This is a genomic window from Ruegeria sp. CK2 (assembly GCF_056536585.1).
Window position 1 is genome coordinate 36643 of the sequence record NZ_JBQFPW010000010.1, and the last position, 14585, is coordinate 51227.

Sequence of the window (14585 nt, forward strand, 5' to 3'; positions counted from 1 at the left end):
GCCGGACGTAACCGGCGGCCTGTTGTGCATCAAAGGGACAAGTATGACCGAAACAGTCGTGAAGCTCACCGATGTCTGGAAGATATTCGGGGCGCGCACCGAAGAAGCCATGGCCGCCGTTCGAAGTGAAGGCATTGGAAAGCCCGAAGTTCTGGAAAGATTCAACTGTGTCGTCGGCGTTCAGGGCGCCACGTTCGAAGTGCCAAGGGGCGAGATTTTCTGTATCATGGGGTTGTCGGGCTCTGGCAAGTCCACTCTGGTCCGACATGTGAACCGGCTGATCGAGCCGACAGCGGGGAAGATCGAAATTCTCGGCCATGATGTCTCGAAAATATCAGAGGCAGAGCTTCGACGTATTCGTGCCCAGCAGATCGGAATGGTTTTTCAACACATGGCATTGATGCCGCATCGCTCGGTGCGGGATAATGTGGCGTATCCGCTTGAAATTCGTAAGGTTCCGAAATCAAAAAGATGGGCCGTTTCTGATCATGCGTTGGGATTGGTTGATCTGACGGGTTATGAAGATCGGCTGCCCAAGGAATTGTCTGGTGGGATGCAGCAACGTGTGGGGATTGCACGCGCGCTGGCATCGGACCCTGAAATTCTATTGATGGATGAGCCCTTCTCGGCGCTTGATCCGTTGATCCGATTGCAACTGCAGGATCAGTTCAAGGCTCTGGTCGCTCAGCTAAAGAAGACAACGCTGTTTATCACGCACGATCTGGACGAAGCCATTCGCATTGGACACCGGATTGCGATCATGAAGGACGGTGTCATTGTGCAGATCGGCACGCCGGAAGATATCGTGATGAATCCGGCGGACGACTATGTTCGCGAATTTGTGCAGGGAATATCGAAGCTTAAGCTTGTTAAGGCGCATTCGATCATGGCGCCGATGGACAGCTATTCCGGCTCGCTGGATGGTGCGCCCAGGGCAGATGAAGGGGCCGATCTGGACCAGCTTATCGACCTTGCGGTTGATACGGATATGCCGGTGGTCATAACCGATGCAGGCCAGGACGTAGGTGTTGTGACCAAACCACGACTGTTGCGCGGAATCCAAGGGGGCAAAAATGACTGATACAACAAGTGAAATCCAGGTCACAGCTGCCTCGGATATTGAAGTCGATCGCGAAGCGCTGGACCGTTCTATCCATGAATTCGCAGGTCCCAACGGGGACTATTACGTCAAGGCGTTTCACAAGATTCATGATGCCACCAGTGCCGTTCCCAATACTTTCAACAAATGGGCTGCGGTCCTCGGTCCGTTTTGGTCTGCGTCTCGGGCGATTTGGGGAATGTTCTGGACGTTCCTGATCCTTGAAATCATCGCGTGGGTTCAGATTGGGCGTGGTGCCTGGGGAAATCCCGGAGCCGATTTTGCAGAACGGGCGGCGCGTCAGCAGGAGCGGGCAGATGAGCTGGTGGCGCGCGCCGCTGAAGCCACGGAGAAAGCAGATATAGATCGTTTTTCCAAACTGGCAGAAAACATCCAGAAGGCCGCGGATTCCAGCATGGAGAAAGCACTGTCCGCACAATCCGAAGCGGTTGGAATCCTGGTTACAGGGCTTCTGATGCTCTTGGTCTTCAAGCTGGTTCAGGGTTTTTATTCTGATCGGGTGTACGAAAAGCAATATTCCAGCTGGCGAACTGATCCCCAAAGTACTGAAAGCGGCCGCTCGATGCACAACACGGTTCTTGGTGCTGTTTTGGTCGCCGCCATTGGCCCGCTGATCGTGTACAAATTCACCGTCAATTCTTCCATGGCCATGCTGGATGCCTTTCCCGAACTGGCAGTGTCAGAGCTGATCTTGGGTGAAGGGAATGGTACGTTATTCTCGGCGCTGGCCTCTTGGATGGAAGCCCAGATTGATGCCGCCGCCGCCGCTGGCGGGGATGTCTTCGATGGGATCGTGGCAGGTGTTCGATCGGTTCTTGATGCGCTGACCATTGCATTGATCGGATCACCATGGCCGGTTGTCATGCTTGTTATCTGCGTGACCGCATGGCGCGCGGCGGGTCCCCGCGTGGCAATCTTCACGGCCTCTTCCTTGGCCTACATCGCACTGCTGGGATATTGGGAAGTCGCCATGGAGACGGTCGCCCTGGTCGGAGCCGCGGTATTTTTATGTGTTGTCTTCGGGATCCCGCTGGGGATCTGGTTTGGGAAATCCAAACGCGCGTACCGAGCGGCGGAACCGGTATTGGATCTGATGCAGACGCTTCCGGCCTTTGTGTATCTGATCCCGATTATCGCGTTTTTCGGAACCGGAAACCCGCCGGGAATTTTGGCCACGATCATCTTCGGTATGCCACCGGTCATACGATTGACCGCGTTGGGTATGCGCGGGGTGCCAGACAGTATTAAAGAGGCGGCCGTAGCCTTTGGCGCATCCAAGTGGCAGTTACTGAAAGATGTTGAAATACCGCTTGCCTTGCCATCGATCATGACCGGCGTGAATCAGACCATTCTCATGTGTCTGTCTATGGTCGTTATCATCTCGCTGATCGGCGGCGGAGGACTTGGCAAGGAAATCCTTGAAGCGCTGCAATATGCGGCCAAAGGACCCGGCTTGCTGGGTGGCTTTGCAATCCTGTTCCTCGCCATGGTGATGGACCGGATCGTGCAAGGCGCATTCAGGCGCGAAGACGAAAAAATCTAAAACGCTCTGCGCCTCCGGACTTCTCCGGGGGCGCATTTGATTTCTGCTGAGAGCAATCATGACTGATCGCTACGAAAAATCCATGATGGATAATCTTTATTGGTGGGGTGTGCCCACCTTGTTCAGATGCCCTCATGTAGGCCCTGAAGATCAGGACATTGCGCTGGTCGGGGTTCCACACTCAACTGGAAACGGCACGACCGAGCGCGACCAGCATTTGGGGCCCAGGGCTTTACGCAATGTCTCTGCCGTACAGCGCAGGGTTCACTCGCTGTTCCGAATCGATCCTTGGAACAGTGCCCGGATTGCGGATGTGGGGGATGTCCCTTTTCCGCGTGCCAATGACAACGAAGACTGCATCGAACGTATCACAGCCTTTTACAAGGATATCGACGCGGCGGGCGCGCGCCCTGTTTCCATCGGTGGGGATCACTCGATTACAGGCGGGATTGTTCAGGCGCTTGGAGGGGGCAGTCTTGCCGGTGGTGAGCCGGTCAGCTTTCTGCATTTTGACGCCCATACGGATGTGTTTACCAAGGTCGACCACTTCCTGGGTGCCAAAAAGTCTGCGGCGCATTGGGGGGCTTACCTGGCCGACCAAGGCCAGGTTGATCCAACCCGTTCCATGCAGATTGGATTACGAGGTCACCCGCGCAGTTTGGATTGGCTGCAACCGTCATATGATTACGGATACAACATCGTGACGATGCGGGAGTTCCGTCAGCGCGGTTTGGAAGATGTCGTCGCGCAAACGCGCGAGGTTCTGGGCGACCGACCCGTGTACATTACGTTTGATCTGGATTGCCTTGATCCGACGGTGGCGCCAGCGGTGTCAAATCTGGAGCCCGGCGAGAAAGGCTTTGATATCGATGAAGCGGTTGGTTTGCTGCGCGCGGCGCGGGGCCTGAACATCGTCGGAGGAGATGTCGTCTGTATGATGCCCACCAAGGACAGCCCCAACAATATCACGGCGCTGACCGCTGCAGCCGTCATGTTCGAGATGATTTCGATGATCGCCGAAAATGTAAGCGCTAATTAGGGCGGCGAGTATCCACGGACTGCGCCAGCACGCATAGCAATTCGAACATCAACGAGATACCAAGCCACGCTGTGCTACCGCTGGGATCAAACGGAGGGGACACCTCAACCAGGTCTGCGCCGACCAGATTCAGCCCGGACATCTTGCGAATAACCTGCTGAGCCTGAAAACTGTTGGGCCCGCCAATCTCTGGCGTTCCGGTGCCCGGAGCGTAGGTCGGGTCAACAAAATCGATATCATAGGTACAGTAGCAAGGCGCGGACCCGACAATGCGCCGTACTTCGGCCATGACGTCGTCGATGCCCCTGTCAAACAGTTCTTCTATGCGGATGATGCGAATACCTTGAGCCTCACCCCATTCGATATCTTCGGTATTGTAGGCGGTTCCGCGAATGCCAACCTGCACAAAGCGTTTGGGGTCAACCAGCCCTTCTTCAACCGCGCGCCTGAACGGTGTCCCGTGGGTGAATTTGTGCCCACCAAAGTAGCTGTCAAACAGATCTGTGTGACTGTCGAACTGGATCAACCCCAATGGCCCCGACGTCGCCAAAGCGCGCAAAACGGGCAGGGTTGTCAGATGGTCGCCACCAGCGGTTAGCGGAGTGATACCCTTGTCGCACAGCCCGGCATAGAATTCCGTTACGCGCCCAAGTGTATCGTCGATGTCCACCGGGTTGGGTGCGACGTCACCCAAATCTGCGCAGTTGATCAGGTCGAACGGGCTAACACCTGTGACGGGGTTCATAGCCCGGATCATTGTTGAAAAATCGCGCAATTGCCGTGGTCCGTGGCGCGCGCCGGGCCGGTTGGTCGTGCCCCCATCCCAGGGGATTCCGACAATCCCCAGATCGACCTCGTTGAACCGCTCATGATCCGGTGTCAGTACGGGCAGGCGCATAAATGTTGGGACACCAGCAAACCGGGCAAGCTCCATCGCCGATACCGGTTGAAAGAAGGAATTGGCCATGCGTACCTCGTGCCCCTTTTTGCTTCGGCAGACCCTATCGGGTGAATTCCGCAAAGGGAATGATTTTGCGGACGTCAGATCAGAATGCGATACTTGCTGCGGATTTCTGCATCTTGCGAGGGGGTCAGATATTCTGGGCGATGGGTATCCAAAATTTCGCGCGCCCGGTCGCGTGCAGTGGTCCAGGCATCCTTGGCGCCGTCCATTTCCCATGTCCTGGGTTCGCGGCGGTCCGCTAGAGACGGATAGAAATAGTCCCGCTCCATCGCAGTGTATGTATGCGTGCTGCCCAGAAAATGCCCGTCTCCCAAAACTGATTGGCAGATAGCTTCAAACCCCAGGTTTTCGGCGTTTACTTCGATCCCGCGCAACGCGCGATAAGTGTGGGAATGCATCTCATCATCCAGAACAAAGGCTTCGAAACTTGCCCCCAAAAGCGATGCGGTCATACCCGAGCTTTCATAGATCAGATTACCACCGGCCAGTGCCGCCGTCAGCGAGGTCATGGCTTTTTCCACGCCGTATTGCGCGTCGATCGCCTTGGCGTCGGTCATCGATGAGGCGACGCCAGATGGCAGACCTAGCCAATTGATGATCTGTGCCGAAGCCGCGTTCAGAATAGCGGTTTCACCACTGCCCCCTGCAAAAGAACCGGTGCGCAGGTCCACGATGAACGGCCAGTTTGAGAAAACCATCGGAAAGCCCGGTTTGATGGCGTTGACCATTACTAGGCTGGCCAGCGTCTCGGCCAGGGATTGCGCCAGGAATCCGGCCAGCGTTGCTGGCGCGGTCGCGCCGGCCTGAGCCGCGGTGATACAGGACATCGGGATGTTGTGCCTGACACATTCATAGACAACGTCCACCGCATCTTCCCCATACCGCAAGGGTGAGATGACCGGGCTGATGTGGGCTTTCAGAAAGGGGCGTTCCGAGAACTTGCCCGGACCTCCGGCGACGATGTCCAGCATGTCCACGATGGGGGCGACGTGTTCCGCCAGCGTGAAGGATGTTGCGATAGGCTTGGTGGTGTTTCTGACCAACGCGTATACAGTATTCACATCAAGATCGAAAACGTCGGGCACATCAGTGGCCACGCAGCATCTGGTGAACCAACTTACGTTGCTAAGCGTGTCTTGCAGGCGCGTGAAACCGTGCAGATCCGCCAGCGTAGAAGGTCGATAAAGGCCGGTATCAAGATCCAGCGTTTGCACGGCAGCCCCGCCTGTTCCAAAAAACACACGATCACCCCCAACCTCAATCGAACGACTTTCGTCCCGGCCATGCAGCACAAAGGTCTTCGCTGCCATGCGAACGGTATCTTCGACCATGGCCCGCGGAAAAATGACTCGGTCCTGTTTGCCACCAAGCGCGCCTGCCGCCAGCAGGTCTTTGCGCAGCCTCTCGGGTACTTCGCCCATCCCCAGAGTTTCAAGTAGTCTCAACGCTGTGTCGTAGATCAGACCAATCTCGGCCTCGGTCAAAGGCTTGAAGGCTCCACCGATCTGGCCGGGCGAGCATGGGTCAACTTCCGGTTTTGCCGCGCGCTGCACCAATCGGGCTTTCCGCCCGCTTCTTCGGTTGTTGTCCGACGGCATTCTGTGGCCTCTCCTGCCTCGTTTCTGCCAGTACGATAGGCACGACGTTGCCCGACCGGCAAAAGCAGCTGTGAAAATTTCGAAATCTAAAATCGCAGTTTCGATTTTCCGAAACCGGCAATTGCCGCGTTGCCGAAGGGTAAGGTTTGTTCCCAAGACTAAGCAAAACGAACGGGGACGGTTTAGATGAAAACGCGCACTAAAGTTGTTGTCATCGGTGGCGGCATCGCCGGGTGTTCTACTTTGTACCACCTGACACAAGAAGGATGGACAGATGTGGTTTTGGTTGAACGCAACGAACTGACATCGGGTACCACTTGGCATTCTGCTGCGCAGGTCACCAATTTCGGCATGAACCAAACGATGGTCGGCCTAAAAACACACTCGATCCAACTGTACAAAGAACTGGCCGACGACCCGGACTATCCGATCAACTACCATCATGGCGATGGCGGAATTCGTTTGGCCAATACCGAGGCGCAGATGCAAGGCTACCATCATTTCGCGTCCATGGCGCGTGGAATGGATGTGCATTTCGAAGTGATCGACGCCGAGGAATGCGCCCGCCGTCATCCGCTGATTTCTAGTGAGAACCTGATTGGCGGACTATGGGACCCGTTGGACGGTGACATTGATCCGGCGCAGCTGTGTCAGGCGCTGGCGCGGCGCGCGCGAAAGGCCGGGGCGGAGGTATATCGCAACACCCCGGTCACTGGGCTGACGCAGCACAACGACGACACGTGGACGGTGCGGACCGAGCATGGTGACATCGATTGTGACATTGTCGTCAATGCGGGCGGATACCGAGTGAATGAAGTGGGCGCGATGATGGGTGTGCATCATCCGGTCGCATCAATGGAACACCAGTATTTCCTGACCGAAGACATCCCCGCCATTCGTGATGCGGGCCACCGGATGCCGCTGCTGAGATGCCCCATCAGCGACTATTATTGCCGTCAGGAAAAGAACGGGTTGCTGCTGGGGTTCTATGAGCAGGATTGCAAAACCTGGGGTATGGACGGGATCGATCCGAACTTCGTCAACGCTTTGTGCCCAGATGATCTGGATCGGGTGACAGATGTTTTGGAAGGGGCATTTGCCCGGATGCCCGCGTTGATGGAGGTTGGCATACACACGGTGGTCAACGGACCCATTACCTACACAATCGACGGGGCGCCCCTGGTTGGTCCGATCCCAGGCAAGCGCAACGCGTTTTGCATCATTGGATTGCGCGCGGGGCTTGGTGAAGGCGGTGGGCATGGATGGTTGTTGGCGCAGCAGATCGTACACGGTGAAGCCTGCTATGACACCTGGTGCCTCGATCCCCGTCGGTTCGCCGGGCATTGCAATGTTGAGCTGACGGCGCTGAAAGCTATCGAAGACTACCAAAGCGAGTTTCGGTTCCACTTCCCGCATGAGCATCGGCCCGCTGGTCGGCCAGCAAAGACGACACCTTTGACACCGGTTCTGGCTGCAAAAGGCGGAGAATTCACTGTCGTCAACGGTTGGGAGCGGGTCGAATACATCAAACCCTATCCGGATTTCACAACCTCTCTGAGTTTCGATTTTGACGAAGCTTTCGATCTTGTGGCCGCCGAAGTGAAGAACGTGCAGACAAATGTTGCGCTTGCTGAGGTCAATGGATTCAACCGGATCGAAATCACCGGTTCAGACCGTCACAGTTTTTTGGATCGGTTGATGTGCGGACCCGTTGCCAAACGCGATGGGCGGATGGGGCTGGGATATCTGCTGAACCACCATGGCATGGTCAAATCCGAGGCGACAGTTGCCAACATACCGGCCAGCGATCGGGGTCAAGCGCGGGTCTGGTACGGCTCGGCAGCGGCAAGTGAAGCCCATGATATGGATTGGCTGTCATACCACCTGAACCCTGACGAAGACGTACAAATCCAAAGCCTGACAAATGATCAGACGATCCTTGTTCTGGCAGGTCCCCGCGCCCGAAAAGTGTTGTCCGCGTGCGCGCGCGGTGACTGGTCGCGCGAAGCGTTCCCTTGGCTTAGCGTTCGAGAGTGTTTCGTGGGTATCGCCCCAGCCACAGTGATGAATGTCAGCTTTTCTGGTGAGCTGGCTTATGAAATCCATGTTCCAAATGCGTCACTTTACGCGGCTTACCTTGCGTTGGAAAAGGCTGGTGAGGTGTTTGAAATGGGCATATTTGGCGCTCGCGCGGTCGAATCCATGCGGATTGAGAAAGGGTTTCTGCATTGGAAAGCGGATCTGATCACCGAGTTTGATCCGTCTGAAACGGGTTTGGATAGGTTTGTAAAACTGGACAAGGGTGAATTTGTTGGTCGACAGGCTCTGCTCGAAAGGCAGGAAAGCGGGCCGCAAAAGCGTTTGGTGACGTTGCAAATTGACGCCGCACACGCGCCTGCCCATCCTGGGGCGTCACTGATGAATGGGTCTGATGTCGTTGGCACAGTGACGTCGGGTGATTGGGGTCACCGAACCGGATTGAACCTAGCCTATGCTTTTGTCGATACGCCCTTCGCGGCCATAGGAAATGCGTTAGAGATAGACATGTGCGGGCGGCTTAAGCGTGCTGAGGTTATCGAGCCGTCGCCGTATGATCCGAAGATGGCCAATGCACAAAGCTAGTACTTGCAGAAGGTGCCCGCTCCTCTATGGCAAATACAGCTAGATCGAGGTCTAAATTTGGGGCGTGGCGAGTGGTTCTGTAGATTTATCATTGCCGCACCGAAGATAATCTGTTTCGATTTTTTCGAATAAGTCGAAACATCAGGAACCAAGAAAGTGCCAAAATCCCTGAGCCTCCGTTGGCTGGAAGTGTTCCAATTGATTGCCAAGTCCGGATCCATCCAAAAGGTCGCCTCCGAGACGGGCTTGTCGATCAGCACCGTATCGAATCACATGCGCAGTCTGGAAACCGCCCTGGGTGTTGAATTGGTGGATCATAGTCGCCGTCCCATGGGGTTGACCCCGGCGGGTGAAGTGTTTTCGCGGTACGTGAGAGAGGGGCTGACAGCGCTGAAACGCGGCGAAGCGGAGATTCGATCTGGGAACTGGCAACATGCGACTGCCCTCAGGTTGGCATTGATCGATGAGTTCGACAATCAGGTCGCCCCCGAGCTGTTTCGATTTCTGGCGCATGCTTTGCCGCGCTGCAATTTCCGTCACTTTACCCGCCCAAGCCATGAAATTACGGCCAAACTACAAGAACACAAACTAGATGCCGGAGTGGCCTCACGACCCGCTGGGAAAACGGATGGGTTGGTCGAATATCCGTTGTTGCGCGATCCGTTTATCGTCATCCTGCCCGAAAGCTTCCAAGGTGGTGCCGAGGATGTGTTGGCGCCTGAGTCGGACCTGCCGTTCCTGCGCTACTCGCGCGATTACACAATCGGCAAGCAGATTGAGATACAGCTGACACGCAGCAAGTTCAGCCTGCCAAACCGGTTCGAACTGGAATGCAATCATTCGATTGTTGGACTTGTCGCCGAGGGCAGCGGTTGGGCCATAACCACGGCCGCCAGCTATAGGCGCGCTGAGCGGTTCCATCGCAACGTAAAGGCCCTGCCGTTTCCGGGACGAAACTTTGTACGCACAGTGTCGCTGTTCACAACGGATGTTTACCCGGCTTCCACTTCTCTATTGATTCACAAGGTACTGAGCCGTTTGATAAAGCAGAACTTTTGCGATCCAATGAACGCAAAGCTCCCTTGGCTGGAAAACGACTTCCGTACATTGGAAAGTGGGCTGACGTGATTTTGGTCAGTCAATCGGGTTCGCTGGCCTTCTGTGTGACCGACCAGTGAAGCCCCTTTCTGACGCGCATGAGGAGGCCAGTAAAAGGCCGAATAAATTCGATGATCAATGATAGTGCGGGCCGAGGCTTTTGTGACTGAGGAACCAAAGCACCGACAAATTCTCCGCAGTCGGGGCTTTTGATCAAAAACATCAGAGCTAGTGATTGATTTTCTTTCCCCGCGACGGTTAAACACGCGCAAATCTTTTTGGGGAAGCAGATGACTGAACAACAAGGCGATCCACGTCACCTTGAAACGCTGGATCGCGATCTCGCCCGCTTTTCCAATCTCGAGACGGCAACAAGTTACGTTGGCAGGCCAATGGTCGGCCCAGGAATTTCGCTGGTCTTTGTGGTTCTAGCCGGTCTCGCCGCCGCTTTGTTCTTTGGGCAAACCAACAACGCCGTGATCGTCATCGTCGCCGCTTGTTTTGGTGCCTACATGGCACTGAACATTGGCGCGAATGATGTTGCCAACAACATGGGTCCGGCTGTTGGAGCAAATGCGCTGAGCATGGGTGGCGCCATTGCCATTGCCATCGTCTTTGAAAGCGCCGGGGCGCTGATTGCTGGCGGAGATGTGGTTTCTACCATCGCCAAGGGCATCATCGCACCAGAAAGTATGGGCACCGCCGAGATTTTCATATGGGCCATGATGGCCGCCCTTTTGTCGGCTGCCCTTTGGGTCAATCTTGCAACTTGGGTCGGGGCACCGGTTTCGACCACGCATTCCGTCGTTGGCGGCGTGATGGGGGCTGGGATTGCAGCGGCTGGCTTTGCCGCAGTGAACTGGCCAACCATGGGCAAAATCGCAGCCAGCTGGGTGATTTCGCCTGTATTGGGTGGCGCGGTTGCCGCTCTGTTTCTATGGCTGATCAAATCCCGGATCATCTATCGCGAAGACAAGATCGCGGCCGCGCGCACCTGGGTGCCGGTGCTGGTCGGGATCATGGCCGGGGCTTTTGCCTCTTATCTGGCGCTGAAGGGGCTGAAGAAGATCATCAAGATTGACCTGCCAACAGCGCTTTTGATCGGTGCGGCTATTGGGGCCTTGGTGTGGGTGACGATGATCCCGGTCATTCGCAAGCAATCCGAAGGGCTGGAAAACCGCAACAAATCATTGAAGGTTCTGTTTGGCATCCCGCTGGTTGTCTCTGCTGCACTGCTCAGTTTTGCCCATGGTGCCAACGATGTCGCCAATGCTGTCGGCCCGCTTGCTGCGATCGTGCAAGCGTCGCAGTCTGGCAACTTTACCGAGGCTGTCAGCATTCCGTTCTGGGTCATGGTGATCGGGGCCTTCGGGATATCATTTGGTTTGTTCCTGTTTGGACCCAAACTGATCCGCATGGTCGGGAGTCAGATTACCAAACTGAACCCGATGCGTGCCTATTGCGTGGCTCTGTCCGCTGCGATCACGGTGATTGTAGCAAGTTGGCTGGGGCTGCCCGTCAGTTCAACTCATATCGCGGTCGGAGGTGTGTTCGGAGTCGGGTTCTTCCGTGAATGGGATGCTGAACGCCGCATTCGAAATGCGCGTCTTACGATGCCGGAAAGGCCCAATTATGCTCCGGAAGAACGTAGACGTCGCAAGCTCGTACGTCGCTCTCACTTTATGACCATCATCGCAGCTTGGGTGATTACGGTGCCGGCAGCTGCCATTCTGTCCGCGACGGTGTTTTTCCTGATCACACTGGCGATGGGATCCGTTTAGACGGGTACGCGCTTTGATGATGCCGAGGAAATTCGTCACGATGCCTTGGTTACCAAAAGCTGCCAGCATTTTGTCGAAGTGTTTTGTGCACAAATCGGGTGATCTGCAGACGTCTCTTTCTCTGGCGCATGCAGGGTAAACGGCGAAGATCCGGTTTGGTTTTGGTCGCTAGATAGGCTGTGATATCTTGCTGGCCGTAAAATGCGCGCTCGGTGCAAGCTCGGCCCTAGTCAGATCCAAGACTTCACGGCCACAACAACACGACCGTTTGATCTTTCGCTAAGCTCTACACCCAGTGCTTCACCGACGTTCACAGATCCGAGCCCGGCATCTTCCAGGATGTTGGCATGCAGGAAGCAATCTCGTTTATCGTCAAATACATTTACAAAGCCGTATCGTTTTTCCAACGAGAACCATTTGACCCGTGCGGGTTCAAAGGTTTTTGAGATATCGGGTTTCCGATCAATGACGATACTTGTTTCGCATTTCGCAGGGGGCTTTGCGTTCAAGCTCAAAACCTCGACGACCTGCAGTCCTTTGGGCGTTATGCATGTGGTTGCGTCAACAGAGCATCCAGCAGCAATCGAGTTTTGTCCAAAGTCATATACTGCGTTTTGATGCAGCAACGCTTCTTTGCCTGTGGTGTTGCAAACAACAAAGCCATATCCGCGCTCAGGTGAGAACCATTTGAGTGTTCCGGAAATGTAACCCTGAACATCACCGTTGATTGTTGAACCGTCCATTACCCAGCTTACCTACTACTACAAAAGCACTAATCCTAAAACTGACATCTAGAATGTGTTATTTTTTGGCTCGAGTTTTGGCAAATATATGAGCAGGACTTTTGGAAGACCATAAGTGCCCTGGTCTTAGTTCCCGGCGTAAGGTCCCGATATGCAAACCTCAAAGGCGTCGAAGGACATACTGGACCAGAACGCGTCGTGCTGTGTGAATGTGTCATTGCGGTTGTAGCGCCGCTGATACGAAATCCCGCACGCTTCCAACGATTTTTCGCATCGGAGTATTTGAGAACACGCTGCGTTCTGCACTGCTTTCCAGTATCTCGATGATCAAATGCGAGACTTGGTTGGCGTTCGGGACAGATCTGAAGTCACCTTCTGCGATGCCGCGTTCGACCAGGGTAACTAATGTTGCGATCAGGTTTTCGCGGGTATCCAGAAACAGCCTTGCGATATCCGGTTGGCGAATGGCTTCGCTGGTGATTTCCAGGCTTAAGATCACGTTCTCAGGTGCAGACAGGTATTTCGCGTAGGCACCTATGAACCCGTCTAGAACCTTGGGTGCCGGTGAAGGCTTCATCAGCATTTCAAGGAATGGGCCCACTTCTTTCCGTTCCAGCTGTGCGATTTCGACCAATACATCGTGTTTGCCGGGGAAGTGGTTATAGAGGTTTCCCAGGCTAACACCTGCGCGGGCCGCGATGTCGCGCACACCAGTCTGGTGATAGCCCTTTTCCAAGAAGCACATGACCGCGGCTTCCAGAATCTGATTTCGGCGCTTGGCTGTCGCTTTGTCTCGATTTGTTGCGGCCTTGGAGTCGGGCATTATTTTACCAGCATTATTGAACGAACGATCGTTCATACTATATAGCGGAAACCCATTATCTGCAAGGCGGTGGGCAATTTCGTCTGGAATAGAAAGGCCACTCAATGTCCGCAGATTCAGTTGAACCGAAAGCAAAACCGGTTGTGCGATGGCTTTGGATAGCGGGCGCGGCCATGATTTTGATTGGCGTCATTTTGGTGCTTCTGGAAGTCGAAGACACAGTCGATGTCGAGAAATCCAATTTGCCGCCGCGACCTCCGGCAGTTTCCGTTCTCATGGTTGATCAGGCAACAGTACGTGCCGAGATCACAGCATTTGCCGAAGTGCGGCCCAGGTGGGATGCTGAGCTGCGATCTGCTGTGACAGGTCGAATAGTTGCGGTTCATGAAAGCGCGTTAGCGGGATCAAAGGTTGCCAAGGGTGATCCTTTGTTCACGATCGAAAAAGCTCAATACGAAAGCGCGGTTGCATCGGCAGAAACGGAAGTTGAAGAGGCGCAGCTTGCATTATTGCGTGCGCAAAACGATGTAACTGTTGCGCGCCGACAGTTCCAAAGGGATGGAATAGACCCGCCGACCGAGCTTTCCCTGCGGCTTCCTCAGTTGCGTATCCAGGAAAAGACGGTTGCTTCGGCACAATCAAAACTAGAGGCGGCCCGAAAGGAATTGTTGGACACAGAAGTCACGGCTCCGTTTTCGGGTTTTGTGACACGTCGGGCTGCTAGCCTCGGTCAAACCGTCGCGCCGGGCGAGGCGCTGCTCCACCTTTCAGATGATCGTCAGTTTGAGCTTGTCGCAGAGTTCAGCCAGGCGGACTGGAAGCTATTGGAACACCCAATTTCGGGCAAGCTGGCCGCGCTTTATGATCGCGATGGCGCGGCTTTGGGGCAGGCGCATATTCGACGCGGGGGTGGCTTCCTGGACCAGAACACGCGTCAGATGCGGGTCTTTCTGGAAGTCACGGAACCAAACGATCAAATCCTGGCTGGGGACTATCTGCGTGTGTCTATTCCCGGCCGTCTGATCGACGAGACGTTGACCATTCCCGACAGTGCAATGACTCGCGCAGGTTATGTGTGGTTGGTCGATACCGATGATTTGCTGCGCCGGATCACGCCCAGTATTCTTTTTCGTTCAGACGGTACTGTGACAATTCCAGCCCCGGATGCGGGAGGGCCGTGGCGTGTTGCACGGACGCCTTTGGCCTCGTTTTTGCCGGGTCAGCATGTGACGCCGTTGGACGTCGAGGGTTAAT

Annotated in this window: 11 protein-coding genes; 7 read left to right on the forward strand and 4 right to left on the reverse strand. The window is 55.1% G+C overall.

Annotated features, from left to right (window positions below; all coding sequences use genetic code 11):
• The first annotated feature begins 43 nt into the window (after positions 1-43).
• From ACR0BU_RS15475 to ACR0BU_RS15485, 3 genes are read left to right on the forward strand one after another with little or no spacing between them, the layout of a single operon-like run.
• Positions 44-1081 carry a quaternary amine ABC transporter ATP-binding protein gene (locus ACR0BU_RS15475; RefSeq protein ID WP_298936203.1) on the forward strand — a complete coding sequence of 346 codons (1038 nt, stop codon included), beginning with the start codon at positions 44-46 and terminating at the stop codon, positions 1079-1081.
• On the forward strand, positions 1074-2663 hold the full coding sequence (locus tag ACR0BU_RS15480; protein WP_480737983.1) for an ABC transporter permease: 1590 nt from the start codon (positions 1074-1076) through the stop codon (positions 2661-2663). The genes ACR0BU_RS15475 and ACR0BU_RS15480 overlap by 8 nt, the downstream gene beginning before the upstream one ends.
• 58 nt (positions 2664-2721) lie before the next feature.
• Complete coding sequence (locus ACR0BU_RS15485) at positions 2722-3702, forward strand: arginase family protein (protein ID WP_480737984.1); 981 nt, start codon at positions 2722-2724, stop codon at positions 3700-3702.
• On the opposite strand, the gene ACR0BU_RS15490 is transcribed toward ACR0BU_RS15485, so the two are convergent.
• Together ACR0BU_RS15490 and ACR0BU_RS15495 are read right to left on the reverse strand one after the other, a co-directional pair.
• Positions 3695-4669: an agmatinase gene (locus tag ACR0BU_RS15490; protein ID WP_480737985.1), complete on the reverse strand. Its 975-nt coding sequence runs from the start codon at positions 4667-4669 to the stop codon at positions 3695-3697. The two genes, ACR0BU_RS15485 and ACR0BU_RS15490, sit on opposite strands and share 8 nt — an antisense overlap.
• 74 nt (positions 4670-4743) lie before the next feature.
• The gene (locus ACR0BU_RS15495) at positions 4744-6264 is read right to left on the reverse strand and encodes a trimethylamine methyltransferase family protein (protein WP_480737986.1); all 1521 of its coding nucleotides are present in this window, start codon (positions 6262-6264) and stop codon (positions 4744-4746) included.
• Positions 6265-6450: 186 nt separating this feature from the next.
• Between ACR0BU_RS15495 and ACR0BU_RS15500 the strand changes: the two genes are divergently transcribed.
• The 3 genes from ACR0BU_RS15500 (at position 6451) to ACR0BU_RS15510 (ending at position 11765) form a co-directional block, all read left to right on the forward strand.
• A complete protein-coding gene (locus ACR0BU_RS15500) occupies positions 6451-8886 on the forward strand; it encodes a GcvT family protein (RefSeq protein ID WP_480737987.1) in 2436 nt (811 codons plus the stop codon).
• Between the two features lie 156 nt (positions 8887-9042).
• A complete protein-coding gene (locus ACR0BU_RS15505; protein ID WP_298936210.1) occupies positions 9043-10014 on the forward strand; it encodes a LysR family transcriptional regulator in 972 nt (323 codons plus the stop codon).
• A 260-nt stretch (positions 10015-10274) separates the two neighbouring features.
• A complete protein-coding gene (locus ACR0BU_RS15510; RefSeq protein ID WP_480737988.1) occupies positions 10275-11765 on the forward strand; it encodes an inorganic phosphate transporter in 1491 nt (496 codons plus the stop codon).
• Between the two features lie 230 nt (positions 11766-11995).
• Here the strand turns inward: ACR0BU_RS15510 and ACR0BU_RS15515 are convergent, their stop codons facing one another.
• Positions 11996-12508, reverse strand: a complete 513-nt coding sequence (locus tag ACR0BU_RS15515; RefSeq protein ID WP_298936212.1) for a cold-shock protein — start codon at positions 12506-12508, stop codon at positions 11996-11998.
• 214 nt (positions 12509-12722) lie between these two features.
• Complete coding sequence (locus ACR0BU_RS15520) at positions 12723-13331, reverse strand: TetR/AcrR family transcriptional regulator (RefSeq protein ID WP_300069600.1); 609 nt, start codon at positions 13329-13331, stop codon at positions 12723-12725.
• Positions 13332-13435: 104 nt separating this feature from the next.
• Between ACR0BU_RS15520 and ACR0BU_RS15525 the strand changes: the two genes are divergently transcribed.
• Positions 13436-14584 carry an efflux RND transporter periplasmic adaptor subunit gene (locus ACR0BU_RS15525; protein WP_480737989.1) on the forward strand — a complete coding sequence of 383 codons (1149 nt, stop codon included), beginning with the start codon at positions 13436-13438 and terminating at the stop codon, positions 14582-14584.
• The last annotated feature ends 1 nt before the right edge of the window (position 14585 follow it).

Coding starts and splice junctions, on each gene's coding strand:
- ACR0BU_RS15475 (WP_298936203.1), top strand. CDS start 44: ATGACCGAAACAGTCGTGAAGCTCACCGATGTCTGGAAGATATTCGGG.
- ACR0BU_RS15480 (WP_480737983.1), top strand. CDS start 1,074: ATGACTGATACAACAAGTGAAATCCAGGTCACAGCTGCCTCGGATATT.
- ACR0BU_RS15485 (WP_480737984.1), top strand. CDS start 2,722: ATGACTGATCGCTACGAAAAATCCATGATGGATAATCTTTATTGGTGG.
- ACR0BU_RS15490 (WP_480737985.1), bottom strand. CDS start 4,669: ATGGCCAATTCCTTCTTTCAACCGGTATCGGCGATGGAGCTTGCCCGG.
- ACR0BU_RS15495 (WP_480737986.1), bottom strand. CDS start 6,264: ATGCCGTCGGACAACAACCGAAGAAGCGGGCGGAAAGCCCGATTGGTG.
- ACR0BU_RS15500 (WP_480737987.1), top strand. CDS start 6,451: ATGAAAACGCGCACTAAAGTTGTTGTCATCGGTGGCGGCATCGCCGGG.
- ACR0BU_RS15510 (WP_480737988.1), top strand. CDS start 10,275: ATGACTGAACAACAAGGCGATCCACGTCACCTTGAAACGCTGGATCGC.
- ACR0BU_RS15515 (WP_298936212.1), bottom strand. CDS start 12,508: ATGGACGGTTCAACAATCAACGGTGATGTTCAGGGTTACATTTCCGGA.
- ACR0BU_RS15520 (WP_300069600.1), bottom strand. CDS start 13,331: ATGCCCGACTCCAAGGCCGCAACAAATCGAGACAAAGCGACAGCCAAG.
- ACR0BU_RS15525 (WP_480737989.1), top strand. CDS start 13,436: ATGTCCGCAGATTCAGTTGAACCGAAAGCAAAACCGGTTGTGCGATGG.